Source organism: Streptomyces sp. C10-9-1 (genome assembly GCF_024497955.1).
GTDB classification, from domain to species: domain Bacteria; phylum Actinomycetota; class Actinomycetes; order Streptomycetales; family Streptomycetaceae; genus Streptomyces; species Streptomyces sanyensis.
Window position 1 is genome coordinate 191,896 of sequence record NZ_JANHKP010000006.1, and the last position, 26,162, is coordinate 218,057.

Annotated in this window: 16 protein-coding genes and 2 pseudogenes; 14 read left to right on the plus strand and 4 right to left on the minus strand. The window is 70.3% G+C overall.

The window, feature by feature from the left end:
- Positions 1 to 260: 260 nt before the first annotated feature.
- Both murJ and NPS70_RS10670 read right to left on the minus strand, forming a co-directional pair.
- Complete coding sequence (gene murJ, locus NPS70_RS10665) at positions 261 to 2,000, minus strand: murein biosynthesis integral membrane protein MurJ (RefSeq protein WP_374211977.1); 1,740 nt, start codon at positions 1,998 to 2,000, stop codon at positions 261 to 263.
- Positions 2,001 to 2,529: 529 nt separating this feature from the next.
- On the minus strand, positions 2,530 to 3,009 hold the full coding sequence (locus NPS70_RS10670; RefSeq protein ID WP_256523893.1) for an ATP-binding protein: 480 nt from the start codon (positions 3,007 to 3,009) through the stop codon (positions 2,530 to 2,532).
- Positions 3,010 to 3,093: 84 nt separating this feature from the next.
- Here NPS70_RS10670 and NPS70_RS10675 point away from each other — a divergent pair, with 84 nt between their 5' ends.
- From NPS70_RS10675 to NPS70_RS10715, 9 genes and pseudogenes are all read left to right on the plus strand, one after another.
- Entirely contained in the window at positions 3,094 to 3,942 is an 849-nt protein-coding gene (locus NPS70_RS10675) for a helix-turn-helix transcriptional regulator (RefSeq protein ID WP_256523894.1), read from the plus strand.
- A complete protein-coding gene (locus tag NPS70_RS10680; RefSeq protein ID WP_256523895.1) occupies positions 3,902 to 4,171 on the plus strand; it encodes a DUF397 domain-containing protein in 270 nt (89 codons plus the stop codon). The genes NPS70_RS10675 and NPS70_RS10680 overlap by 41 nt, the downstream gene beginning before the upstream one ends.
- Before the next feature lie 92 nt (positions 4,172 to 4,263).
- Positions 4,264 to 4,881: an N-acetyltransferase gene (locus tag NPS70_RS10685; RefSeq protein ID WP_256523896.1), complete on the plus strand. Its 618-nt coding sequence runs from the start codon at positions 4,264 to 4,266 to the stop codon at positions 4,879 to 4,881.
- 291 nt (positions 4,882 to 5,172) lie between these two features.
- Positions 5,173 to 6,618: a rifampin monooxygenase gene (rox, locus tag NPS70_RS10690; protein WP_256523897.1), complete on the plus strand. Its 1,446-nt coding sequence runs from the start codon at positions 5,173 to 5,175 to the stop codon at positions 6,616 to 6,618.
- Positions 6,619 to 7,218: 600 nt separating this feature from the next.
- A complete protein-coding gene (locus NPS70_RS10695) occupies positions 7,219 to 11,562 on the plus strand; it encodes a LamG-like jellyroll fold domain-containing protein (protein ID WP_256523898.1) in 4,344 nt (1,447 codons plus the stop codon).
- A 99-nt stretch (positions 11,563 to 11,661) separates the two neighbouring features.
- Positions 11,662 to 18,114 (plus strand): RHS repeat domain-containing protein, encoded by a 6,453-nt coding sequence (locus NPS70_RS10700; protein ID WP_256523899.1) that lies wholly within the window; start codon positions 11,662 to 11,664, stop codon positions 18,112 to 18,114.
- Between the two features lie 6 nt (positions 18,115 to 18,120).
- Positions 18,121 to 18,465 (plus strand): hypothetical protein, encoded by a 345-nt coding sequence (locus NPS70_RS10705; protein WP_256523900.1) that lies wholly within the window; start codon positions 18,121 to 18,123, stop codon positions 18,463 to 18,465.
- 343 nt (positions 18,466 to 18,808) lie between these two features.
- A complete protein-coding gene (locus tag NPS70_RS10710) occupies positions 18,809 to 19,672 on the plus strand; it encodes a hypothetical protein (protein WP_256523901.1) in 864 nt (287 codons plus the stop codon).
- Between the two features lie 181 nt (positions 19,673 to 19,853).
- Positions 19,854 to 20,093: pseudogene (locus NPS70_RS10715) on the plus strand (transposase family protein); the annotation flags it as partial.
- A 51-nt stretch (positions 20,094 to 20,144) separates the two neighbouring features.
- On the opposite strand, the pseudogene NPS70_RS10720 reads toward NPS70_RS10715, so the two are convergent.
- Positions 20,145 to 21,095, minus strand: a pseudogene (locus tag NPS70_RS10720) (transposase); the annotation flags it as partial.
- Here NPS70_RS10720 and NPS70_RS10725 point away from each other — a divergent pair.
- Positions 21,049 to 21,462: a transposase gene (locus tag NPS70_RS10725; protein WP_256523902.1), complete on the plus strand. Its 414-nt coding sequence runs from the start codon at positions 21,049 to 21,051 to the stop codon at positions 21,460 to 21,462. The pseudogene NPS70_RS10720 and the gene NPS70_RS10725 sit on opposite strands and share 47 nt — an antisense overlap.
- A 276-nt stretch (positions 21,463 to 21,738) precedes the next feature.
- Here NPS70_RS10725 and NPS70_RS10730 read toward each other — a convergent pair whose 3' ends face one another.
- Positions 21,739 to 22,413 (minus strand): pirin family protein, encoded by a 675-nt coding sequence (locus NPS70_RS10730; protein ID WP_256523903.1) that lies wholly within the window; start codon positions 22,411 to 22,413, stop codon positions 21,739 to 21,741.
- Between the two features lie 129 nt (positions 22,414 to 22,542).
- On the opposite strand from NPS70_RS10730, the gene NPS70_RS10735 reads away from it, so the two are divergent.
- The 4 genes from NPS70_RS10735 to NPS70_RS10750 all read left to right on the plus strand — a co-directional run bounded on the left by NPS70_RS10735 (position 22,543) and on the right by NPS70_RS10750 (position 26,124).
- Positions 22,543 to 23,727, plus strand: a complete 1,185-nt coding sequence (locus NPS70_RS10735) for a helix-turn-helix domain-containing protein (protein WP_256523904.1) — start codon at positions 22,543 to 22,545, stop codon at positions 23,725 to 23,727.
- 89 nt (positions 23,728 to 23,816) lie between these two features.
- Positions 23,817 to 24,734: an ACP S-malonyltransferase gene (locus NPS70_RS10740; protein ID WP_256523905.1), complete on the plus strand. Its 918-nt coding sequence runs from the start codon at positions 23,817 to 23,819 to the stop codon at positions 24,732 to 24,734.
- Between the two features lie 23 nt (positions 24,735 to 24,757).
- The gene (locus NPS70_RS10745) at positions 24,758 to 25,789 is read left to right on the plus strand and encodes a ketoacyl-ACP synthase III (protein ID WP_256523906.1); all 1,032 of its coding nucleotides are present in this window, start codon (positions 24,758 to 24,760) and stop codon (positions 25,787 to 25,789) included.
- Positions 25,790 to 25,872: 83 nt separating this feature from the next.
- Positions 25,873 to 26,124 carry an acyl carrier protein gene (locus NPS70_RS10750; RefSeq protein ID WP_256523907.1) on the plus strand — a complete coding sequence of 84 codons (252 nt, stop codon included), beginning with the start codon at positions 25,873 to 25,875 and terminating at the stop codon, positions 26,122 to 26,124.
- Positions 26,125 to 26,162 lie beyond the last annotated feature (38 nt).

Consider the following 26,162-nt stretch of genomic DNA (forward strand, 5'->3'; position numbering starts at 1 on the left):
AGGCCGGCTGCGGCAGGCCCGCCTCCCCGGTACCGCCCACCGGGGCGCCCAGGACCAGGCTCGCCCCCTCCCGCACGGAGGGGCGTCCTCGACGAGCGGGACGCGGGGCGGGGCGGCGTGTCTCCTGGGCGGCCTGGGGCGTTCCGGCACCGGGAGGGGGCGCGGGGCACCCGGCCGGTGCGGCGGGTGCGGCGGGTGCGGCCGCTCTCCGCGACACCCGCCCCGCCCTGACGGCACGCCCCCGCGCGCCGCCGGTTGCCTCAGCGGCCGCTCCGCGGGCGCCGGAGCCGGGCCGCGGCCCGCCCGGTCCACACCTCCAGTTCGGTCAGCCGCAGCGGGCGCGCGCACAGCAGGAACGCTCCGGCGATCGCCGCCGCCCCGGCGGCCGCGGCGGCGGGCGGTCCCGCGGGCGCGGCCCACCGCGCCACGAGGTACCCCAGCGCGGTGGCCGGAACGGCGGCGACGGCCAGCCGGGCCTGGGCGGCGGCCGTGGCGGAGCGCAGGAGCCCCCGCCGCGGCGGGCCGGCGGCCCCGGCGGCCGGATCGGGCACCGGGTCGGGGCGGGACAGCCGCCGGTGGAGCACGGCGGCCGTGACCGCCCACCCGGCGAGCAGCGCGGCGGAGTACGCCCCGGCGATGCCGGTGACCGCCCAGCGGGCCGGCAGCACCCACCAGGCCGCGAGCGACAGGGCGGTGTTGAGCCCGGCGATCACCAGGTTCAGCAGGAAGGGGGTGCGGGTGTCGGACAGCGCGTAGAAGGTGCGGGAGAGCACGTACTGGCCGGAGAAGGCGACCAGCCCGGGGGCGAAGGCCATCAGCACGCCCGCCATGGCGGCCGCGCCGTCCGCCCCGGTGCGCCCGTACCCGAACACGGTGGCCATCAGGGGGTGCGCCAGCGCGACCAGCGCGCAGGCGGCGGGCACCACGAGGGCGGCGCTGCGGCGCAGCGCCAGTGCGGCGTCCCCGGTCAGCGCGCGGATGTCCCCGTCCGCGGCGGCGGCGCTCATCCGGGGCAGCAGCGCGGTCATCAGGGAGACGGTGACGATGCCGTGCGGGACGGCCCACAGCACGTAGGCGTTGGTGTACGCGCTGAACCCGGCGCCCTCGGTGCCCCCGGCCGCGGCGGCGAGGCCCGCGGAGGTCGCCAGCCGGGTCGTGACCAGGTAGGCGGCCTGGTTGGTGAGGACGAGGAGCACCAGCCAGCCGGCCGAGCGCAGCGGCCGGGCCAGGCCGGAGCCGCGCCAGTCCAGGCGCGGCCGGTAGCGGAAGCGCGCCGACCGCAGCGCGGGGAGCAGAGCGGCGGCCTGCACCGCGATGCCCGCGGTGGTGCCCCAGCCGAGCAGTGCGGTCTGGGCCTCCGTGGGCGGCGCTCCGCCGCCGTCCGCCGCCACCGACAGGTAGAGGGCGAAGACGGCGATGACGACCACGTTGTTGAGCACGGGCGTCCACATCATCGCGCCGAACCGGCCGCGGGCGTTGAGCAGCTGCCCCAGCAGGGTGAACAGCCCGAGGAAGAAGATCTGCGGCAGGCAGTAGCGCGCGAACGCGACCGTCATCGCGCCCTGTTCGCCGTCGTAGCCGGTGTAGGCGCCGACGAGTGCGGGGGCGGCCCACACGGCGGCGGCGGTGAGCGCGGCCAGGGCGAGGAGGCAGGCGGTGAGCAGGCGGTCGGTGTAGGCGGCGCCGCCGTCCGCGTGCTCCTTGGCGGCCCGCACCAGCTCGGGCACGAAGACGGCGTTGAGCGCCCCGCCGATGAGCAGGGTGTAGACGATGGTGGGGACGGCGTTGGCGACGGCGTAGCCGTCGGCGACCACGCCCACGCCGAGCGCGGCGGCGACCACGGCGGAGCGCGCGAAGCCGGTGGCCCGGGAGACCAGCGACCCCGCCGCCATGACCAGGCCGCTGCGAGCGAGGGAGGGCGCGGCGGGGACGGGCGCCGATCGGGCGCCACCCGGGGGCGGCGGGGCCTCGGGGGCGGCAGGGACGGAGGGGGAGACCACGGTGGGCGAGGCGGCCGGGGCGGAGGGGGCCCGGTCCGGCGACTCGGGCGCGCCCGGCTCCCAGCTCTCCCCCGCCGGTGCCTGCGCTCCCGTGCGGCCGGCGGCCGTCACCGGCGCGCCCGGTACGACCGGAACGCCCGGCGCGGGGCGTGGTGGGCGGTACCGTCCATAAGTCTCTCCCGTTCCCCCGAGGTCTCCACGACCTCTCCCCCCGGTCCCCGGTTTCCGGCGCAGCCGTCCGGATCCGCGCTCCCCGGCGCCGAGGGGGGAGGGTACCCCGCGCATGCCGTAGACGTCGGCGTCGAGGGCGCGGACGTCCCGGAGCATCGCCACCGCAGCAGCGGAGAGGGGTGCACGTCCCGCCGGTGGCCGACCGGGCACCGGTACCGGGCGCGGCGCCCGAGCCGCACCATCGGCCGTCACCGGGCGAGGCACCAAGGGCGTCCCCGCGCCGGGGCAGCGGCTCCGTCGCGTGGAACCGCTCCTTATACCGGTGGCGGGCGAGGAGCGCACTGCGCCGAGCGGCGTCCTACGAGGGCGGGGCGGTGCCGTCCCCGGCGTGCTCGGCCCGGCACTCGAACCACACCGTCTTGCCCCGCCCGCCCGGACCCGGCCGCACGCCCCACCGGTCGGTGACGGCGTCCACCAGCACCAGCCCCCGGCCGCCCTCGGCCTCAAGGCGACCGCCCCGCGCCGGGGCGGGCAGCCCGGGGCCGTCGTCGGCGACCTCCACCCGGACCCCGCCGCCGATCCGCGCCAGCACCATCCGGCAGCGGCGGCCGGGGACGTGGCGCACCACGTTGGCGACCAGCTCGGTGAGCGCCAGCCCGGCGGCGTCGGTGAGTTCGGGCAGTTCCCAGGCGGAGAGGTGGAGGTACAGGATGCGGCGCAGATGGCGGGCGGAGTGCTCGGCGACGGCGAACTCCGCCCGGTAGGCGGTCTCTCCGGGGCGGCGGTCCGCGACGTGGGGGCGCACGTCCGCCTCGTGGGGGTGAGTTGCGTGATCCATGCCACCAGAGTGCGATGCACTGGCTACGCTCTGCTACGCAAGGAACCGAACGCCGCGAGGCGTTGCCGACCGGAGGTGCCCGCCGTGGCCAACGTCCAGTCACTCGACCCCAGTGCGTCCCCGCTCGACTACTACGGCTGGGAGCTGCGCCGCCTGCGCGAGGCCCAGGGCCTCAGACAGGGCCAGCTCGGCGAGATCGTCTTCTGCACGGGCTCGCTCATCGGCCAGATCGAGACCACCAAGAAGGTCCCCACCAGGGAGTTCTCCGAGCGGGTGGATGCCGCCCTCGGCACGGACGGGGTGTTCTCCCGACTGATCGGACTGGTGCTGCGCAGCCAACTCCCCAGCTGGTTCCAGCCGTACGCGGAGATGGAGGCGAAGGCCGCGTACATCTCCACCTACCAGGCCCAGTTGGTCTACGGGCTGCTCCAGACCGAGGCGTACGCGCGTGCGGTGCTCGCGACGGGCGAACCGGACGGTCTCGACGGGCTGGTGGCGGCCAGGATGGAGCGCCAGCGCATCCTGGAGCGCGAACAGCCGCCGCTGGCACTGGTGGTGCTGGACGAGGCGGTGCTGCACCGGCCGATCGGCGGCCGCGCGGTGATGCGGGCCCAACTGGAGCGCCTGTTGGAACTGGGCGGACACCGGTGGATGCAGATCCAGGTGCTGCCGAACGAGGTGGGTGAACACCCGGGACTGGCAGGGGCGTTCAACATGCTCAGGTTCGATGCGCATCCGGATGTCTTCTACACCGAGGACATGATGTCAGGCCACATGACCGCCGATCCGCAGGTCTTCAGAGAGGCTTCACTCCACTACGCTCGCATGCAGGCCCTCGCCCTCTCGGCAAGGGACTCGAAGGCGCTGATCGAGCGCGTGATGGAGGAACGCTATGGAGACCAAGACGACCCCGGCGAACACACTTTGGCGTAAGTCCAGTTACAGCGGCCCCAACGGCGGCGACTGCGTGGAGTGCACCGTCGCCGGGGCCGCCGCCTGGCGGACGTCCAGCCACAGCGGCAACACCGGCGGCGACTGCGTGGCGGTCGCCGACGGCTGCCCCGAAGCCACCGTGCCCGTGCGGGACAGCAAGAACCCGCACGGCCCGGTCGTGGTGGTCGGCGCCGCCGCCTGGCAGACCTTCGTGGACGGGCTGCGGTAGGCCGCGCAGCCGGTACGCGAAACGTTCCTCCGCACCCGGCCCCCGTCCGCCCCGGCCGCAGGACCAGGATCACCACGGGGCACGATGTCCGCATGACCACCGAGAGGAAGCCCGTCGCGCCGCGGACCGCGACGCTAGACGACACCCTCCTCGTCGGCGGCGTCCTCGCCCGCGCCTTCCACGACGACCCGATGACGGCCTGGTTCTTCCCCGAGCCCACCGCCCGGGAGGCGCGGCTCGCGCGGTACTTCGGCACCCTCTTCGCCCGCCAGTACGCCCACGACGGCGTCTGCGAGCGCACCGACGCGGCGGCCGCGTTCTGGGTGCCGCCGGAGGGGCGGGCCAAGGCCGTCCCCGACGCGGAGACCGCAGCGGAGCTGACCGGCCTCCTCGGGGACCGGGCGCCGCTGTTCCGGCAGGCCGTGGAGGCGGCTGCCGCGCACACCCCGGCGGAGGACCACTGGTACCTCGCCGTGATCGGCGCGGACCCGGCAGCACAGGGACGGGGGCAGGGCGCCGCACTGCTGCGCTCCGGGCTCGCACGGGCCGACGCCGCCGGGCTTCCGGTGCTCCTGGAGTCCTCCCAGGCCGCCAACCTGCCGGTGTACGAGCGCTTCGGCTTCACCGTGACGGGCGAGCTGCGCCTGCCGGGAGGCGGGCCGCCCCTGTGGGCCATGCGCCGCGAGCCCTTGGCCGCCGCGGGAGGCTGAGCCCGCCCCGAGGCCGCCGCGTGCGACCGTACCGGTCCTCCACAAACGAAAAGGCAAGGAGTTCGTCCGCTCCTTGCCACTCTCAACCTATAGCGCACCGGGGGCCTTGCCGCAAGGCCCCCGGTGTGCTGCACAATCACCGACCTGAGCCGGAAACTGCGAGCTTCTCACCTTTGCTGCATGACCTACCGGTATGAGCGGGTTCATGCGCAGAGAGCAGGGGCCGGAGTGCGCGCCGCCGGGACCGCATGCGGCGGCCGACGGCATACGACGGGTGAAGGGGGATTCCCGATGGACGAGACCATCGACGTGATCATCGCCGGTGGCGGACCGACCGGTCTGATGCTCGCCGCGGAGCTGCGCCTGCAGGACGTGCGGGTGCTGGTGCTGGAGAAGGAACAGGAGCCGACCCGGCAGGTCCGGGCGCTCGGCCTGCATGTGCGCAGCATCGAGGTGATGGACCAGCGCGGCCTGCTGGAACGCTTCCTGGAACACGGCACGCGGTACCCGCTGGGCGGGTTCTTCGCCGGCATCGGCAAGCCCTCCCCGGGCGGGCTCGACACCGACCACGGCTATGTGCTGGGCATCCCGCAGCCCGTCGTCGACCGGCTGCTGGCCGAGCACGCCGCCGCGGCGGGCGCCGGGATCCGGCGCGGCTGCGCCCTCGTCGGCCTGGAGCAGGACGGCGACGGGGTGACCGTGGAGCTGGCCGACGGGACCCGGCTGCGCTCGCGGTACCTGGTGGGCTGCGACGGAGGGCGCAGCACGGTGCGGGGGCTGCTCGGAGTGGGCTTCCCCGGGGAACCCGCGCGGCACGAGACCCTGCTCGGCGAGATGGAGGTGGACATGCCGCCGGAGGAGGTGGCGGCCGTGGTGGCCGAGGTCCGCAGGACCCAGCTGCGGTTCGGCCTCGGCCCCCTCGGGGAGGGGGTGTACCGCGTCGTCGTGCCCGCCGAGGGGCTTGCCCCGGACCGCTCCGTCCCGCCGGGCCTGGAGGAGTTCAGGGAGCGGCTGCGGGCCGTGGCGGGCACCGACTTCGGGGTCCACTCGCCCCGGTGGACCTCGCGCTTCGGCGACGGGACCCGGCTGGCCGACCGCTACCGGGTGGGGCGGGTGCTGCTGGCGGGCGACGCCGCGCACGTCCACCCGCCCGCCGGCGGGCAGGGGCTCAACCTCGGCCTTCAGGACGCCTTCAACCTCGGCTGGAAGCTGGCCGCCGCCGTGGCGGGCCGCGCCCCCGCGGGGCTGCTCGACAGCTACGAGGCCGAGCGGCGCCCGGTGGCCGCGGACGTCCTGGACACCACCCGCGCCCAGATGGAGCTGATGTCCACCGAGCCGGGGGCCGTGGCGGTGCGGCGGCTGCTGTCGGAGCTGATGGACTTCGACGAGGTGAACCGGTACCTGATCGAGAAGATCACCGCCATCGCGGTCCGCTACGACCTCGGCGGGGGCCACGACCTGGTGGGCCGCCGGATGCGGGACCTGAAGCTGGAGCGGGGCCGCCTCTACGAGCTGATGCGCGACGGGCGCGGCCTGCTGCTCGACGGCACCGGTCGGCTCTCCGCGGAGGGCTGGACGGACCGGGTGGACCACGTCATCGACCCCGGCACGGGCGCCGTACGCCCCGACGCCCCCGCCCTGCTACTGCGCCCCGACGGCCACATCGCCTGGGCGGGCGAGGCCCAGGACGACCTGCACGCCTCCCTCGCGACCTGGTTCGGCGCGAAGGCGGGTTGAGGGCTCCGGGCCCTGCGGGAATGGCTCGCCGTCCGCGTTCCGGGGGTCGAGAAGAGTGCCGAGGGGCCAGCCGCGCATCTCGCGCGAACAGACGGGGGATCGACTGCGTGCCGAGTGCTTGAAATCCCCGCCGCTGGTTCCGCTTCTCGCTCTGCCCGAGGTGATCGCCCCAGGGGATACGTCACCAGCAACACGCTCCCCCAATGGGTGACGTTCTCGGACGGCCCCGACCACTGGACCGGCGCCGGACGCCCATCCTGCTGCCAGGACTTAGCCGCTTTGACGGCACCCTCACGGACTCGCGTCACCCTCCCGCCGCCGGGGCGGTTGCCGGGACGCGGTTTGCGTCGGCGGTGGTGGGGACCTGGCGCGGATGTGAAGGCCACCGACCCGCACCGGACGCCGATGGGTCATCCAGTGCGAGCCCCGCCGCAACGGCCTCGCCAGCCTCGCAGTGTCGTTCAAGGGGTGCCGTGCAGAGCCTCGTTGGTCGTGCGCGGCTGGAGCGACAGGAAGCGATCGACCTAGACCAAAATTGTAGGAGTGGGATAAGTTCCCCCTGACCACAATTGTTTCATGAGATTTTCATGATGCGGGGGAATGAAGAAGATGCAGACGCATGCGCGCATGCGCGGCGTCGGGGGAACCATCGCACTCGCTCTCAGTTCCGCACTCGCGGTCGGGCTGCTGCCCGCCACCGCGACGGCGGCCGTCGTCTCGAAGGCGCCGGACACCCAGAACGCACTGACCAGCTCTGGGGATGCCGCGCTGTCCGAGGACAAGGCACGGGAGCAGGCCGTACGAACCGGCCGCAGCGTGGAGATCACCTCGATGCGCGGTGAGAGCACCGAGGTGTTCGTGACCCCCGAAGGGGATCTTGAAAGACGGGAGTACCTACGTCCCGTCCGGGCCAGGGTCGACGGCGAGTGGAAACCGGTCGACACGGCTCTGACGCCGAACGGCAACGGCACAGTCGCGCCGAAGGTGGCCACCGTCGGACTGGAGTTCTCCGGCGGCGGCTCCGACGCACCGCTGGTGCGGATGAGCAAGGCGGGTCGCGAGCTGGCGCTGTCCTGGCCCGGCATGCTGCCCGCGCCCGAGCTGGACGGTGCCACGGCGACGTACCGGGACGTGTTGCCGGATGTCGATCTACGCATGGGCGCACAGGAGGACGGGTTCACCCAGCTGCTCGTGGTCAACTCGCCTGAGGCGGCCGCGAGTCCGGCACTGACCGAACTGCGACTGAAGCTGGCCGCCGACGGCATGGAGGTGAAGGAGACCGCGGCCGGTGGACTGGCCGCGGTCGACAAGGGCGCCGGTACCCCGGTGTTCGAGGCTCCGAAGCCACAGATGTGGGATTCCGGCGACGGCAGGCTCGGCGGAGGTGCCGACAAGGATGACGACGCCAAGAACACCGAGGAGGGGCCCGCTCCTCAGTTCCTGAAGACCGCCGCCCTGTCGGATGACGTCGATCCTGCTCCGGACGGCGCCACCGACAGTGAACCCGGCCCCGCCGAGTCCGCCAAGCTCGCCCCCGTCGGTGTGGAACTCCCGGCCGGTGGCCGCGAGCTGGTGCTCAAGCCCGATCTGGACGTGCTGAAGGGCGAGGACACCGAGTACCCGGTCTTCATCGACCCCCAGTGGTACACGCCGCGCGCCTCGGCCTGGACGATGGCGTCCAAGTACTGGGCGTCGTCTCCGCAGTGGAAGTTCAACGGCAAGTCGGACTCGGGCCTCGGCTACTGCGGTTGGGCGTACTGCAAGCCGTACGACACCAAGCGGCTCTTCTACCGCGTGCCCACGTCCAAGTACGCGGGCCGGACGATTCTGTCCGCCGAGTTCGTGGTCCGCAACACATGGTCGGCCTCGTGCTCGAAGCGGGAGGTCGAGCTGTGGCGGACGAAGGACATCTCCTCGTCGACGACATGGAACTCTCAGAACGCCTCCGGGTTCTGGATCAAGCAGCTGCGGTCCAGCTCGTTCGCGTACGGCTACTCGGGCTGCGCCTCCAAGGACGCCGAGTTCGATGTGAAGGCGGCGGTGCAGGAGGCTGCGAACGGCAGGTGGCCGACGATGACGTTCGGGCTGCGCGCCGGCAGCGAGTCCGACCGGTACGGCTGGAAGCGGTTTTCCGACAAGGCGTTCCTGCGGGTGAAGTACAACCGTCCGCCGCAGCAGGTGAAGATGTCACAGCTCGCCATGGAGTACGGCGGCACCTGCAAGAAGCCCGGGAGCGCGGCCCGGGTGCGCACGCTGGGCAAGATCTACGCGAACAACGTTACCGACCCGGACGGCGACAACATCGCGGTCCAGTTCCAGGCGAAGTGGGATACCGGCGACGGCAAGGGCCCGATCGTCCGCTGGAAGCCGGCCCGGACGTCGTACAAGAAGTCCGGTTCGAGCTTCTCCATCGCCCTACCGAAGTCGGTCACGCCGAACAAGCAGGTCCACTGGTTCGTCCGTTCGTACGACGGGGCGCAGTACTCACCGTGGTCGTACGCCGGGGATCCGACCGGTTGCTACTTCGTCTACGACACGAGCGTGCCCAAGGCACCCGCGATCTCCTCGGACCAGTACCCCGCATCGGACCCGGAGGACCCCGACGACCCGTGGTACGACGGGGTGGGCCAGTACGGTACTTTCTCCCTTGATTCGCCGTCCACGGACGCGGTCCGCTACCGCTACGGGTTCAACACCGACCCGTCTGCGTCCCGGCAGGTCGCTACCAGCGGAGGCGCGGCCAGGTCCGTACGGCTGCTGCCCGCCAAGCCGGGCCTGAACTTCGTCACCGCCCAGGCGTTCGATCAGGCGGGCAACGGCTCCGAGGTCCGCACCTACCAGTTCCGGGTCAAGGCCGGGCAGCCCGAGCGTGCGGCCTGGCAGCTGGACGAGCCCGCCGGTGCCACCATGGCAGCGGGTGCGACGCCCCCGAGGACCGTACGGCTGCACGGCGGGGCAGCCCTCGGTGCCGAGGGCAGGAAGGGCACCGGGCTCCACTTCGACGGCACGTCCGGGTACGCCGACTCCGACCTCACCGTCGTCGACACCTCGGACAGCTTCTCCGTCTCCGCCTGGGCCCGACTCGACCGGATGCCGGAGAACGCGGCGATCATCGCCGCCCAGCCGGGCAACCATTCTCCGGGATTCGAGCTGTACTACTCGCGGTACTACGACCGCTGGGTGTTCAACCAGTACACCTCCGACACGGCAGGGGCCTCCATCGCCCGCGCCATGGCCGCGGCCCCAGGCGACGCCAAGCCGGGTGAGTGGACCCATCTGGTCGGCGTGTACGACGGCAAGGCGAAACAGCTGCGGCTGTACGTGAACGGGAAACTCGCCGGGTCCACCGTTTACACCACCGCCTGGGAGGCCCGGCGGGGCCTCCAGCTTGGCGCCGGCATCTACAGCGGCACCCGCAAGTCCTTCTTCCCCGGCACCATCGACGATCTGCGGATCTTCGACCGCGCCGTCGGCGCGGCCGGGGCTGCAGCGCTTCAGCAGGGCCAGGACCTCACCGGCGGCCGGCCGGCCCGAGCGGTCTTCCCGCTGGACGAGGACGCCACCGCCACCGAGGTATCCGGCAGGGCCGTCGAACAACCGCTCACGCTGCACGGCGGCGTGGCCGGCGGCACGAGCGGAGTCGCGGGCAACGCCCTGACGCTGGACGGCAAGGACGACTACGCCGCCACCGAACACCCGGTGCTGAACACCGCCGCCTCCTACACCCTGTCTGCCTGGGCGAAGCTGCCCGAGGGCGGCGTGAGCGGCAACCGTACGGTGCTCAGCCAGAGCGGCACCTACTACAGCCCGTTCTACCTGTCGTACGAGGCGGGGGCCGACACCTGGAGCCTGCGCACGTCCCTGGAGGACGTCGAGGCGGGCAACATCCGGGACCAGGTGGTGCGAGCGACCCAGCCCGCACGGCCCGGTGAGTGGGCCCATCTGGTGGCGGTCCACGACGCCACCGCCCAGCAGATCCGGCTGTACGTCAACGGACAGCTCCAGGGAACCGACGCCGCGCCCAGGACATGGGAGGCACAGGGACCCGTGCAGGTCGGGCGGACCGTCTGGACGGGCAAGTACGTCGACTACTTCTCCGGGAGCATCGACGACGTACGGCTCTTCGACCGGCCCGTAGCCGACGACGAGGTCCGCCAGATCTTCCAGCAGCGCCCCCTGGTCAAGAGTCGCTGGACGTTCGAGGAGACCACCGGCACCGGGCCCGTCACCGCCCCGAACGCGGCGGGCGGCGGCGCCCTCACCCTGAACGGCGGTGCGAAGAAGTCCGACACGGGCTTCATCGACAGCGGCAGCCTGGAACTGGACGGCGTCGGCGGCTACGCGGCCACCACCTCCGTACCGGTCGATACCAGCGCCAGTTACACCGTCGCCGCCTGGGCGCAGGCAGCCGCGCTGCCCCAGCACGGAGTGACGCTGGTCAGCGCCGAGGGCGCCGCCCAGAACGCCTTCGAGGTCCGCTTCGTCCCGGATGCCACCGACCCGGAGGGCCTCGGCCACTGGGAGCTGACAGTGGCCGACAAGGACGGCTCGGACGCCACCATCGTCCGCGTCGAGAACAGCGAGTTCTTCGACGCGCGGGAATGGAACCACCTCGCCGCGGTCTACGACGGCTTCGCCAAGCAGACCCGCCTGTACGTGAACGGCACCCTCCAGGTGGTCTCCTGCGCCGACAACGACGCCGACGGCGAGACCGACGAGGACGCGTGCGCGGACCAGGTCTCCTGGGCGGAGAACACGCTGGCCTTCAGGGCGGCCAAGTCCCTCCAGATCGGGCGCGCCAAGAACGGCGGCTCGTGGGGCGCGTACTTCCCCGGCCTCGTCGACGACGTCTGGACCTTCCAGGGCGCGCTGACCGACAGGCAAATCGAGCACTTGGCCGGCCAGTTCTTTGACATTCCCACGGAGGTCCCTGCCGGATCCTGACTCGGCCGGCCGGGGACCCCAGGGTCCCGGCCCGCCAGTTTTTGTTCTCTCCGTCTGTTCGGGCGCCGCTGAGCGGTCCCCTTCTGATCTGGATGACGCATGTCCATACCCGGAACACCCCGTCTCCGAGGCGGGTTCCTACGACCGGCGGTCACCGCACTGTCGACCGCTCTGATCGCCTCGCTCCTGCAGTTCGCAGCGGCCCCCGCAGCTCAGGCCGAGGACGGCCTGAGAGGGCTGCCGGACGCGGAGAAGCCGGTCAAGGGCTCCGCCGAGAACCGTGTGAGACCCCGCACGCTCGACGAGGGATCGCCGACGCCGTCCCACAAGCCCCATTCCGCCCCGCCTGCCCCGGCGCATGAGATCGTGCAGCTCGGCGACTCGGCCGAGCCGGTGCAAGCAGAAAGCGTGCCCCTCACGGTGGGACCGGCGCACGGCAAGGGCGGCCGGGCCGCCCGGACGACGACGCCGGACGCGGTGGACGTACGCCTGCTGAGCACCGGGGACCACCGCGCCTCAGAAGCCGACGACGTTGTGTTCACGCTCCGCCCCCGGCAATCGGGCGGGAGCACGAGCAGTGCCAGGAGGCAGCATGTGTCGGTGGAGGTCGACTACAAGCGCTTCGGTGAGCAGTACGGCGGCTCCTACGGGTCCCGCCTGCGCCTGGTGCAGATGCCAGCCTGCGCACTGGACGGCGACAAGGGCGGAGAGTGCGGACGGACCAGCCCGGTCGCCGCGATCAACGACAAGGACGCCGCCACACTGACGGCAGGCCACGTCGCCCTCGATGCCGCGCGGCCCACCGTGCTGGCGCTCACCGCTGCCGCCGAAGGCGATACCGGCACCTACAAGGCGACGTCGCTCTCTCCATCGTCGTCGTGGAACACGCAACTCAACACCGGCGACTTCACCTGGCACTACCCGATGCCGACTCCCGAAGTGCCCGGGGCCCTGTCGCCGACGGTCGGGTTGGGCTACTCGGCACAGAGCCTCGACGGCCGCACCACCGCCACGAACAACCAGGGTTCGTGGATCGGCGACGGATTCGAGTATGCTCCCGGCTTCATCGAGCGCCGCTACAAGGCCTGCGCGGATGACGGCGAGAAGAGCAGCACCGGCTCCAAGCCCGGGGACCTGTGCTGGGGCTACGACAACGCCTTCCTCACGTTCAACGGGAACTCCAGCGAACTGGTGCCGACCGGCGCGAACAGCTTCAAGCTGAAGAACGACGACGGCACCAAGATCGACAGACTGCGCAACTCCGGCCTGGCCAACGGGGACAATGACGGCGAGTACTGGCGGCTGACCTCTCCGGACGGGACCCGCTACTACTTCGGCTACAACCGGCCTTCCGGCTGGGCCGCAGGCAAGAACGAGACGAACTCGTCGTGGACCGTCCCGGTGTTCGGCAACGATTCCGGCGAGCCGTGCAACAAAGCTACCTTCGCAGAGTCGTGGTGCCAGCAGACATGGCGCTGGAACCTTGATGCAGTCATCGACCTGCACGGCAATCTGATGTCGTACTACTACGGCAAGGAGAACAACTCCTACGGCCGCAACCTCAAGGCCGCTGACGACACACCCTACGTGCGTGGCGGCTACCTCAAGCGCATCGAGTACGGGCTGCGTGGCAACTTCTACAAGACGCCCAACGCCAAGGTTTTGTTCACCAGCAGTGAGCGCTGCCTGCCCGAACCCGGCGTGTCCTGTGCTGAAGACACCATCGGCGACAAGGCCTCCTACTGGTACGACACCCCCTGGGATCTGAACTGCAAAGTCGGCACGGAGTGTAGCGAGGGCCGTTTCTCGCCGAGCTTCTGGACGCGCAAGCGGCTGACCGAGGTCACCACTCAGGTACTGCAACCCGATGGAACCTTTCACGCCGTGGACTCCTGGAAGCTGAAGCATCGCTGGGGCATGGCGGACACCGACTACCAGCTGCTTCTGGACAGCATTCAGCACACCGGCTCGGGAACCGCCACACCCATCACGCTGCCGAAGACGACACTGGCCTACACCCAGCTGCCCAACCGGCTCGACAAGACCGCGGACGGATACGCCCCGTTCATCAAGTCCCGCCTGTCCTCTATCGCGAACGAGACGGGTGGTCAGACCGACATCACGTACTCTGCACCGGTCTGCGACGCGGCCGACCTGCCCACGCCGCAGGCGAACACCACCCGCTGCTTCCCGCAGTACTACGGCGGCGGGTTCAACGAAGACCCGGCCGTCCACTGGTTCAACAAGTACGTCGCCACCTCGGTCGTCGACACTGACCGCACCGGTGGAGCCCCCGATCAGGTCACTCGCTACACGTACCTGGACGGTGCGGCCTGGCACTGGGACGACAACGGGCTGACCAAGGACAAGGAGCGCACCTGGTCCCAGTGGCGCGGCTACGGGCACGTCCGCATCCGCACCGGCGGTGAGGGCGGCGACAGTGCGCTGAGGAGCCAGGAAGACCACTACTTCCTGCGCGGCATGGACGGTGACCGCAAGGACAGGGCCGGCGGCGCGACCAGGAGCGTCTCGGTCACCCTCAACCCCGGCGAGGGCGCCGCGATCAGCGATCACGATGCCTGGGCCGGCTTCAAGTACAAGCAGGTCACCTACGACGCCCCCGGCGGGAAGATCCTCGCCCGAACTGTCAACCACCCCTGGCGGCACGAGACCGCGGCCAAGCAGCGCGACTGGGGTTCCATCGCCGCCCACTACATCGGCACCGCCCACACCAAGACCTTCAACAGCCTCGACGGGGGCGCGGGTGTGAGATGGCGGACCACATCGACCGCGACGACCTTCGATGACACCACCGGGCGTGCCGTACAGGCGAACGACTTCGGCGACGACTCCACAGCCGCCGACGACGAGTGCACCCGCACCACGTACGCCACCAACACCAGTCTCAACGTTCTGGGCCTGACGTCACGTGTGGAGACCGTGGCCGGATCCTGCGCGGACACGCCGGACCGGTCCAGGGACGTCATCTCCGACGTGCGCACCGCGTACGACGGCAAGTCCTACGGCGCCGCCCCGACCAAGGGCGACAGCACCACCACGGCGACACTCACGTCACACGACGGCACCAAGGCCACCTATCTGGAGACGGGCGCCACCTTCGACTCGTACGGCCGTCAGCTGACCGCCACGGACCTCACCGCCGACGTGATCGTCACCGGCACGGGCGATCCGATACGCACGCCGCGCAGCGACGGCCGCACCACCACAACCGTCTACACCCCGGCAACCGGACGACCCACTCAGATCACGTCGACCACCCCGCCAGCCACGGCCGGCGATGCTGCTACGGCCCAGACCAGGACGCAGGAGCTAGATCCAGTGCGCGGCCTGGTCACCAAGGAGAGGGACACCAACGGCAAGGTCACTGAGTTCGCCTTTGACGCGCTGGGCCGCTCCCTCAAGGTCTGGCTCGCCGACCGGCGCAACACTCAAACCCCGAGCTTCCAGTTCTCCTACACCGTCGCCGAGGGCAAGCCCGTCGCGGTGACCACCAAGAGGCTCAACAACAACGGCGGGCAGATCGCCAGCACCGTCATCTACGACGGTCAGTTGCGCAAACGCCAGACGCAGGAGCCCGGTCCCGGTGGCGGGCGCATCCTGTCCGACGTCTTCTACGACGAACAGGGCTTGGCCACGAGGACGTTCGCCCCGTACTACACCACCGGTGCCCCGGGCACGAGCTTGTTCAAGCCCGAGGACGCCCTGTCGGTCGAGACTCAGACCCACACCACATACGACGGTCTTGAGCGTCCCGTCGAGGTCAAGCAGATCGCGGGGAACGGCGACGGCGGCACAGTCCTGCAGACCACCAGGACGATCTACGGTGGCGACCGCGCCACGGTCATCCCGCCCGTCGGTGGCACCGCCACCACCGCGCTGATCGACGCCCGCGGCCAGACCACGGAACTGCGCCAGCACCACACCCGCAGCGCCAGCAGCGCCTACGACACGACCAAGTACGAGTACGACGTTCGCGACAACCTGGTAAAGGTCACCGACCCGTCGGGCAACATCTGGTCCTATTCCTACGACCAGTTGGGCCGCCAAACCCGCGCCCAGGACCCGGCCAAGGGCACGAGCACCAGCGGCTATGACGACCGCGGCCAGCTGACGTCCACCCAGGACGCGCGCGGCACGAAGTTTGCCTACTCTTACGACAACGTGGGCCGCAAGACAGAACTCCGTCAGGACTCGGCCACCGGACCTCTGCGCGCCAAGTGGGTCTACGACACCGTGCCCGGCGCCAAGGGCTATCTCGCGGAGTCCATCCGCTACGAGGACGGCGAGGCCTACACCAAGAAGGTCACCCAGTACGACCGGCTCTATCGGGCGTCCCGTACCGCAGTCGTCATTCCGGCCGTCGAAGGCGCCCTGGCGGGTACCTATCAGACCGGCACCAGCTACAAGGCCTCCGGTCTGGTCGCCGGCGTGAGCTACTCCGCGGCCGGCGCGCTGCCCGGTGGCGGCTTCAACTACAGCTACGAGGACGAGACCCTCCGCCCGATCAGCGTGTTCGGGCAGGGCATGAGCACCTCGATCTCCTACAGCCTCACCGGCAAGCCCCTGCAGTACACGATGGGACTGACCGCCGGAGGCAACAAGACACAGGTCACCAACACCTACGAGTGGGGCACCCAGCGCCTGGCGACCAGCCGCGTCGACCGGCAGGAACAAAGCGGTGTCGACCGCAACGTCACCTACCGCTACGACGAAGCAGGCAACATCCTCTCCCAGAGCGATGTCTCCCGCACCGGCACCGACAACCAGTGCTACACCTACGACTACCTGCGCCGCGTCACCGAGGCCTGGACCGCCAAGACCACCACCTGCGCCGCCAAACCCGCCGCGGCTGACCTCGGCGGCCCGGCTCCCTACTGGCACTCCTACACCTACGACAAGGCAGGCAACCGCCTCACCGAAACCCGCCACGACACCGGCGGAAACACCGGCAAGGACACCAAGCGCACCTACGACTACACCCCTCCCGGCACGACGGACGCCAACCAGCTCACCGGCGTCACCACCACCCAGGGGACTGACACGTCGACGGCCTCGTACGGATACGACGCGGCTGGAAACACCACCACACGCCCCGGGCAGAAGCTGACCTGGGACGCAGAAGGCCACGTGGCCACCGTCAGCGAGGGCAGCAGCACCACCAGCTACCTCTACGACGCCGACGGCAACCGCCTCATCACCCGGGCACCGTCCAAGACCACCCTGCACCTCGGCCACACCGAGATCACCCTCGACAAGGGCGCCACCACCGCCAAGGCCACCCGCTACATGAGCCTCGGCGGCGGCAACCAGGCCATCCGCAACAACGACGGCACCTTCGCCTTCACCCTCGGCGACCACCAAGGCACCGCCGGGCTCGCCGTCAAGGCCGACGACCTGGCCCTGTCCCAACGCCGCAACCTCCCCTTCGGAGGCGACCGCGGCACCGACAGCGGTACCTGGCCCGGCACCAAGGGCTTCGTCGGCGGCACCGACGACACCGACACCACCGGCCTGGTCCACCTCGGAGCCCGCGAGTACGACCCGGCCATCGGCCGCTTCATCTCCGTCGACCCCGTCCTCGACGTGACCGACTCCCAGCAGATGAACGGCTACAACTACGCCAACAACAGCCCCATCACCTTCTCCGACCCCGACGGCCTCCGCCCCATCGGCCCCACCGACACCGTCCGCGGCGACGAGGAGTACGCCAGGAAGCACCACGGCTCTCAGTGGGTCAACAACGGCTACGGCTGGTACTGGAAGAACGTCCAGCAAGCCAAAATCGAGGGCCACGGCACCGTCTCCGTCACCACCTACATCGGCCGCGGCACCAAGAACCACCCCGCCCCACGCGGCTCGGTGACCTTCAAGGCCATCAAGCCCAAGCCCAAAGAAATCACGATGCGCCCGTGGATGGGCGGCGGGACGTACGGGCCTTCCGTCACCTACACGCCACCCCCGCTCAAGACCTGGCAGAAGATCGTCCTTGGCGGCATCACGGTCGTAGGCCTCGCTGCAGCGACCGCACCAGTTGCGCTGGCAATCGGCCCCGAAATCGCCGCAGCCTGCCTCGCCAACCCAGCAGGCTGCGCCCAAGTCGCTGCCGAACTCGGCACCGCCGGAGCAGCTGGTGGCAGCCTTCCCCAGGGGGTTTCTACGATTGCCGCAACCCAGGTGAGGTTCAGCCAGAAGTCAGTCACTCGGGCCGGGGGAACGATTGACAGCATCGCGGCGAATGGTTGGAAGGGTGACCCCGTGGACATCGTGGCAATGCCTGATGGCAGGTTCACATCCGTGGATAATCGTCGGGTTCTTGGGGCTAAGAAGGCCGGTGTGGATGTGCAAGCCCGCGTGCACGGATTCGACGATCCCCTGCCGCAGGAAATGATCGATTCGGGCAGGTTCAATACGAAGAAGTCAACACCCACCACGTGGGGTGAAGCTGTCATGGCTAGGATCGACAAGCAGGGCGCAGCGTACAGGAACAACAATCCATATGGATCCGACACTACGAGTTGGAACGGCGAGTAAGGAGCGATGACTCCCATGGAGAAAGAGCGGCCAGAGGGATTCGCGTACCCTGATCTGTTCATGCGAGCAGCTACGGCTGGGCTGCTGGACTTGGATCCGTGGTGGGCGCTGGATGATGCGACGCTAGCCGCTAGATCTGCTGGCCTCAGCCAGCGGTACCCTACGCGGAATCTGATCCCCTTCTCTCGGCGTCAGGACAACGACGAAGTTGCCTGCTGGGATCTGGATCTAGGCGGAGTGTCCGTGGTGGAGGACTACTCACCTCCTGGTCAGGAGCAGATTTCTCACTTCGAAGAATTTAGTCAGTGGCTCGCAGCTGCCCTGAATGATTTCATCGAATACGAAGAGTGAAGTCTTCTCGGTAGCGATCACTCCCAGATTTGCGTTGAGGGCGGGTACGGCTCGGCGATGGGCGATGCCTCTGATGTGGCAGAGGCTGAGGGTGATCCGCTTCAACGCGCGCCAGCGTTCCTCAGGCTCGGTGGCGGTGCGTTCGACCGAGTGCCCGTACGTTGCGCAGGAGCACGTTGTAGGTCCGATCGTCGACGTAAAGGGCCGAGTACTCCACAGCGTGGCGATAGTTCCGCTGCGGAAACTTCGGTGGAGCGCCAGTTCAGCAGGGAGGGCCACTCCGCTTCGCTCGGAGTGGCCCTCCCTGCTGAACCTCGCAACTGCTGAAAGAGGGGGACTTCCTGTGGAATACATAGGTGCGTTCGAAGAGTTGTTCGTGGTCGAGGGGTATCGCGAGATACGTAAGATGACCGCAGAGCGGTTGGCTTCTGGTCGTTCCGAACCCGCGCTGTACTTGTGGTTGGGGCTTGGGCACATGGCCGAGGATGAAGACGACCATGATGCCGCGGCGGAAGCGGCGTTTCGGCGTGGGCTGGAGCTTGCTCCGGACGACATCGACCTGATCGCCGCGTATGCCGAGCTCTGTCTGCGGGCCGACGGGTTCGACTATCCGGGGCGCGTGAGGCGTGCGCCGGAATTGGTCGCTCGGCTCAAGGAGTTGGCTGCGGGGTCTCCTCAAGACGAGCATGTGCAGGCGGTGTTGGCCTGGCATGGGCGTGGCTATCTCGAAGATTTTCGGCTGGCGGTGGTGGACGCGCGTCGGCGTCGAGCACAGCTGTCGCAGCAGAGTGCAGCCCTCGATTCCGCGGGAGCGGAGGGCTTTCGCGGCGCGAGCGGCGATGAGGTCACCGCTGCGCCCCGACAGGGCGCCGCAACCGTCGTCGAAGAGCATGAGGCGGCAGTGGCTGCCGCGACGGTGCAGGAGTTGTCGGGCCGGGCTGATGCTCCGCTGAGGTGGCTCGCCAGAAATCGTTCCGGGGCCTGGGTGTTGGCCGCGGGGTTGTCGTTCCTGACGAACATGCTGCTGCGCACGTTCGGTGTGGTCGAGGGGTTCACGCTGTGGGGCTTCCTCTGGTTCGCGCCCCTCTTGCTTCTGGACCGCCGCCTGGCTTCTGCCCGGGAACGGGCGCGGCAGTCGGTTGTCGACAGGATCGTCCAGAGCGTTGATCGTGGGCCGGCTGGCGAGCCGGGTACCTCTGATTCCTGACCCACAGGATCGGCAGCGCCTCCGTACGGGGAACGATCACTAGATGAACGGGTAAAGATCTTCAGAGTCCGCTGGCGACGCAGGTCAGACCCACTCGTGAACACCCCCTTGAACTGCCAAAACGCCCAACAACACTAAGGGCTGTCCCGTAACTGCTGGTCACAGGTGAGATGATCTTGGTGTGGCTGGTGTGATCACGGCATCGGAGCCGTCCTGGATAGCCCCGTTCACCGGGCTGAGCCCGAGGCAGTTCGGGAAGCTGGTGACGGTTCTGCGTCGTGAGGGTGCGGACGCTGTCCGCAAGGGTCGACCGTGGAGCCTTCCGCTGGAGGACCGGGCACTGCTGGTCGCGGCTTACTGGCGCACGAACCTGACCATGCGGCAGCTCGCCCCGCTGTTCGGGGTGTCCAAGTCGGCGGCGGGCGGCCGTGACGAGTTGGGCGGCTGCAGAGAAGAGGCGGAGCCTGAGGCGACGGGGCCCCCACCTGCGGATTTCGCGGGTCAGGGCGAGCATGGGCATCCACGCGAGCAGGTCGATGGCGAACTGGACGATCTCCAGCCAGATCTGGTTCTGCGCGGTGTCGTGCAGGGGTAGGTTGCGCAGGCCGGTGGCCCGCACGGCCCGGTGTGCGGTCCTCGGCGCGTGCCCGTTGGCGGTGCCGCAGTTCCAGTGCCGCGATCGGAACGTCCGCCGTGTTGGTGGCGAAGCAGGTCAGCCCAGTCCGTCCGCGTCGGTGACCCGCAACTGGGCGCCGGGGTGCGGCCGTTCCTTCCGCACGATCAACCGCATCCCTCTCGGCCAGCCGGTCAGCACGTCACCGGTGATCTCGGCGACCCAGGCGCCGTGACGGATGTCGCCGCCCGGCTCGACCGCCGGTGTCCACGCCAGGGCCGGGATCTTGAGTACGGCCTGGTGAATCTGTTCGGTGATGGTCATGCCGACCGAGTACGACAGCCATCTGCCGCGCTGGGCGAGCCAGGCCACGAACTCGTGGGTGCCGCCTGCGGAGTCGGTGCGGATCAGCGTCCGACGGCCTCGCCGGTAGGTCTTCGGCAGCTGGGCCAGGGCGAGTTGGGTGGCGGTGATGCGGTCCGCGGCGGTGTTGCTGCCTGCGTTTCCGGGCCGCAGCACAGCGGCCAGCGGTTCGCCTGACCCGCCGGTGGCGAGGGTGTCGATGAGCCGGGAGACCGTCGGATCTGAGGCCACCGTCCCGAACACACCGGGCTCCGCCCACAGCATGGCGACATCGGCGAGGCAGTCGCCGCCGAGCACGACCGCGAGCGCGAGATCCAGCACCGTCTTGCCAGGATCGTGCACCGCGCGGGACTTCCGCCAGGGCGCCAGCGCCGTCGACATCGCCTGATCAAAACCGGACTTGCGGACCTTCTCCACCAGCAGCACGGCCCCGGCCGGCGAGACCACCCCGCGACCGCCGCCCTCAGCGCGAACACGCGAGTACGACTCGATACGACTCCGCGACCTGCAACTCCGCGTCCGTGCCGACCAACAGACACCCGACTGGAAGACCCACTACGCGGTCCACTCCGGAGTGGAAGGCACAGTCAACGAGTTCGCGCACGGCCACGGCATGCGCCGCTGCCGATACCGGGGACAGGGCAAAGCCCACGTCCAGCACGTCCTGGCCACCATCGCCATCAACATCGAGCGCCTCAGCAGTCTCCCACCGACCGAAGAAGCGCCCCCTCCCTGTCGGCCGACCGCCTTCCAGAACTCCCTCGACCAACGCGAGATCCCCCGGCCAAAATCCTGGCGCACCCTGGGCACCTGATCTCGGCAACTCCAAAATCCCCGACAGAGTCAAGTTAAGCCTCGTCTCGCTGCGAACCCCTGCTGACCCGCTGCCAGAGACAGGATGAGAACGGCTCTTTGAGGCCGCTGACTCCTCGCCCCGTCGGCCGAGGGTCGGCGGCAGCCCCAGCCTCGCAGCGGACGCAGCTACCGGAATCTGCCGGGCCGTACGAGGGCACGCAGAGTACAGGACTCTCCGCCGCAAACTCGGAGACTCTGCCGAGGCCGGGGGCCGTCCAGCGTGTGGGCCCCCGCCTCACCCCCCGGCCATCTCCCACACCAGCACCTCGGCGCCCGCGCCCCCCGCGACGAGTTCCAGCCCCCGGGAGCCGGTGACACGGGCCGAGTCGCCGGAGGTCAGCAGCGCCTCCCCCAGCGCGGCCTCCCCGCGCACCGCGTGCACATAGGCGAAGGGCGCCTCCGGCAGGGCGGCGCGCTCCCCGGCGGCGAGGCGGCGCACGTGCAGCAGGGCGCCCGCCTCGGGGAGTTCGTAGGGGGTGGCGTCGGCGACGCCGCGGACGATCTCGTACGAGGGGTCGCCGCCCGGGTCCCGCGGGGCCAGCCACATCTGTACGAAGACCAGCGGCTCCGTCCCGTCGTTGCGCTCCACGTGCCGCACGCCCGAGGCCGCGCTCAGGCGCTGGACGTCACCACGGCGCACCACCGTGGCGTGGCCCGCGGAGTCGCGGTGGGTGAGTTCGCCGGAGACCACCCAGGTGACGATCTCGGTGTGGCTGTGCGGGTGCTCCGCGAACCCGGCCCCGGGTGCGAGGTGCTCCTCGTTGCAGGCGAGCAGGGCGCCGAAGCGCAGGTTGTCCGGGTCGTAGTGCCCGCCGAAGGAGAACGCGTGCCGGGAGGTGATCCCGGCGTCCGGCTCGCCTCCCGGGTAGCGGTCCCCGGCGCGGTGGACGGAGATCGTGGTGGCTGTCACGGGACCACGGTAGCGGTGCCCCGCGCCGCCCCGGCGGGACCGGTCGGGCTCCCCCGGCACTCCACCCGGCGGGACCGGTCGAGCCCCCTGCACTCCGCCCGGCCGTCCCGATAAGGCAGTCTTGTCACCGTGCCCGAACCTGCCGCGAACGCCTCCCACCCCCACTCCGCGACCCTGCGCCGCCTGGAGCAGTCCTCCGGCCGTCTCGCGGCGAACGCGATCGCCCGCATGGACGAGTCGCTGCCCTGGTACCGGGCGATGCCACCGGAGAACCGGTCGTGGATCGGGCTGGTCGCCCAGGCGGGCATCGCCGCGTTCACCGAGTGGTTCCGGCACCCGGAGACCCCTCAGGCCATCTCGACCGACGTCTTCGGCACCGCGCCGCGGGAGCTGACCCGGGCGATCACCCTGCGGCAGACCGTGGAGATGGTGCGCACCACGATCGAGGTCATGGAGAGCGCGATCGAGGAGGTCGCGGCCCCGGGCGACGAGTCGGTGCTGCGGGAGGCGCTGCTGGTGTACGCGAGGGAGATCGCCTTCGCCACCGCCCAGGTGTATGCGCAGGCCGCGGAGGCCCGCGGCGCCTGGGACGCGCGGCTGGAGTCTCTGGTGGTCAACGCGGTGCTGTCCGGCGAGGCGGACGAGGGCGCCGTGTCGCGGGCGGCCGCGCTCGGCTGGAACTCGCCGGACCATGTGTGCGTGATCCTCGGGACCGCGCCGGACGGTGACAGCGAGCTGACGGTGGAGGCCATCCGCAGGGCGGCACGGCACGCCAAGCTCCAGGTGCTGACCGGTGTCCTCGGCGACCGGCTGGTGGTGATCGCCGGCGGGAGCGACAACCCGCTCCAGGTGGCCAAGGCGCTGATCGGCCCGTACGCGGCGGGGCCGGTCGTGGCGGGCCCCGTGGTGCCGGACCTGCTGGCCGCCACGCGGTCCGCCCAGGCGGCCGCCGCGGGGCTGAAGGCGTGCTCCGCCTGGCAGGACGCGCCCCGCCCCGTGCTGGCGGACGATCTGCTGCCGGAGCGGGCGATCGCCTCCGACCCCGCGGCGCGCGAACAACTGGTGGAGGAGATCTACAGACCGCTGGAGGAAGCCGGGTCGGCGCTGCTGGAAACTCTCAGTGTCTATCTGGAACAGGCGAGCAGTCTGGAAGGCGCGGCGCGGATGCTCTTCGTCCACCCGAACACCGTGCGCTACCGGCTCCGACGTGTGACCGACGTCACCGGATGGTCACCCTCGGACGTCCGCTCCGCCTTCACGCTGCGGATCGCCCTGATCTTGGGGCGTCTGGCCGACGCGGACACACAGCCCTAGACTTTTGTGGGACACCGACAATTCCCCCGACGGTTCTTCGTCCTTGTCCTCACGGGCGGGCGGAGCCGTCCACAAGAGAGAGTGTGAGGGTGCTCGTACTCGTCGCTCCCGGCCAAGGCGCCCAGACGCCCGGCTTCCTGACCCCCTGGCTCGAACTGCCCGGCGCGGCCGACCGCGTGGCGGCCTGGTCCGATGCCATCGGCCTCGACCTCGCCCACTACGGCACCAAGGCCGACGCGGACGAGATCCGCGACACGGCCGTCGCCCAGCCCCTGCTCGTGGCCGCGGGGCTGCTTTCGGCCTCCGCGCTCGGTGACCTGGTGCCCGGCGCCGTCGCCGGCCACAGCGTGGGCGAGTTCACCGCGGCCGCCTTCGCGCGCGTCGTGGACGACACGACCGCGCTGCGCCTGGTGCGGACCCGCGGGCTCGCGATGGCCGAGGCCGCCGCGGTGACCGAGACCGGTATGTCGGCGCTGCTCGGCGGCGACCCGGGCACCAGCGTGGCGCACCTGGAGAAGCTGGGCCTGACCCCGGCCAACATCAACGGCGCGGGCCAGATCGTGGCCGCCGGCACCATGGAGCAGCTGGCGGCCCTCGCCGAGGACAAGCCCGAGGGCGTGCGCCGGGTGGTCCCGCTGAAGGTGGCGGGCGCGTTCCACACCCGCCACATGGCCCCGGCGGTCGAGACGCTGGAGCGGGCCGCGGCGGACGTCGCACCGGCCGACCCGGCGGCCACGTACGTGTCGAACAAGGACGGCGGGATCGTCGGCAACGGCGCCGAGGTGCTCTCCCGCCTGGTGGGCCAGGTGGCCAACCCGGTCCGCTGGGACCTGTGCATGGAGACCTTCGCGACGCTCGGGGCGACGGCTCTGCTGGAGGTGTGCCCGGGCGGCACGCTCACCGGCCTCGCCAAGCGGGCCCTGCCGGAGGTGGCCACCGTGGCGCTCAAGACACCGGACGACCTCGAAGCGGCGCGGGCGCTGATCGCCGAGCACGCCGCAGCCTGAGCCGGACAAGGAGCCGTAAGAGCATGGCCAAGATCAAGCCCAGCAAGGGCGCTCCGTACGCACGCATCATGGGTGTCGGCGGCTACCGGCCGACCCGGGTCGTCCCGAACGAGGTCATCCTGGAGCGGATCGATTCCTCGGACGAGTGGATCCGCTCCCGGTCCGGGATCGCCACGCGCCACTGGGCCTCCCCCGAGGAGACCGTGACGGTCATGTCCGTCGAGGCCGCCGGCAAGGCCCTCGCGGACGCGGGCGTCGCACCGGAGCAGATCGGCGCCGTGATCGTCTCGACCGTCTCCCACTTCAAGCAGACGCCCGCGGTCGCCACCGAGATCGCGGACAAGATCGGCGCGGGCAAGCCCGCCGCGTTCGACATCTCCGCGGGCTGCGCCGGGTTCGGCTACGGCCTGACCCTGGCGAAGGGCATGATCGTCGAGGGCTCGGCCGAGCACGTGCTGGTCATCGGCGTGGAGCGGCTGAGCGACCTGACCGACCTGGAGGACCGGGCGACGGCCTTCCTCTTCGGCGACGGCGCCGGCGCCGTCGTCGTCGGCCCCTCGGACGAGCCGCACATCGGCCCCACGGTGTGGGGTTCGGAGGGCGACAAGTCCGAGACCATCAAGCAGACCGTGCCGTGGAACGAGTTCCGGCTCGGCGACCTCTCCCACCTCCCGCTCGACGAGCGCGGAGAGGTCAAGTTCCCCGCCATCACGCAGGAGGGCCAGGCGGTCTTCCGCTGGGCCGTCTTCGAGATGGCGAAGGTCGCCCAGCAGGCGCTGGACGCCGCCGGCATAGCGGCGGCCGACCTGGACGTCTTCATCCCGCACCAGGCCAACATGCGGATCATCGACTCGATGGTGAAGACGCTGAAGCTGCCGGAGCACGTCACGGTCGCCCGCGACGTGGAGACCACCGGCAACACCTCCGCCGCCTCGATCCCGCTCGCGATGGAGCGGCTCCTGGCGACGGGGCAGGCGAAGAGCGGCGACACCGCGCTCGTCATCGGCTTCGGGGCGGGTCTCGTCTACGCCGCGACGGTCGTTACCCTCCCCTAGGCGCCCGTCCGGGCCTCCGGATCCCCGGAACCCGCCCGTACGGCACCTGCCACACCCTCTGATACATACCGAAGGAGCGCCACATGGCCGCCACTCAGGAAGAGATCGTCGAAGGTCTCGCGGAGATCGTGAACGAGATCGCCGGCATCCCGGTCGAGGACGTCCAGCTGGACAAGTCCTTCACCGACGACCTGGACGTCGACTCGCTGTCCATGGTCGAGGTCGTCGTCGCCGCCGAAGAGCGCTTCGACGTCAAGATCCCGGACGAGGACGTCAAGAACCTGAAGACCGTCGGCGACGCCGCGGACTACATCCTCACCCACCAGGCCAAGTAACCGTCCTGGGAACCTGACGCGCTGTCCGCCACCCGCGG

Bases quoted from the DNA above. Each gene is read 5' to 3' on its own strand.
- NPS70_RS10745 (WP_256523906.1), top strand. From the start codon at position 24,758: ATGGCCAAGATCAAGCCCAGCAAGGGCGCTCCGTACGCACGCATCATG.
- NPS70_RS10680 (WP_256523895.1), top strand. From the start codon at position 3,902: ATGGAGACCAAGACGACCCCGGCGAACACACTTTGGCGTAAGTCCAGT.
- NPS70_RS10685 (WP_256523896.1), top strand. From the start codon at position 4,264: ATGACCACCGAGAGGAAGCCCGTCGCGCCGCGGACCGCGACGCTAGAC.
- NPS70_RS10750 (WP_256523907.1), top strand. From the start codon at position 25,873: ATGGCCGCCACTCAGGAAGAGATCGTCGAAGGTCTCGCGGAGATCGTG.
- NPS70_RS10695 (WP_256523898.1), top strand. From the start codon at position 7,219: ATGAAGAAGATGCAGACGCATGCGCGCATGCGCGGCGTCGGGGGAACC.
- NPS70_RS10705 (WP_256523900.1), top strand. From the start codon at position 18,121: ATGACTCCCATGGAGAAAGAGCGGCCAGAGGGATTCGCGTACCCTGAT.
- NPS70_RS10670 (WP_256523893.1), bottom strand. From the start codon at position 3,009: ATGGATCACGCAACTCACCCCCACGAGGCGGACGTGCGCCCCCACGTC.
- rox (WP_256523897.1), top strand. From the start codon at position 5,173: ATGGACGAGACCATCGACGTGATCATCGCCGGTGGCGGACCGACCGGT.
- NPS70_RS10700 (WP_256523899.1), top strand. From the start codon at position 11,662: ATGTCCATACCCGGAACACCCCGTCTCCGAGGCGGGTTCCTACGACCG.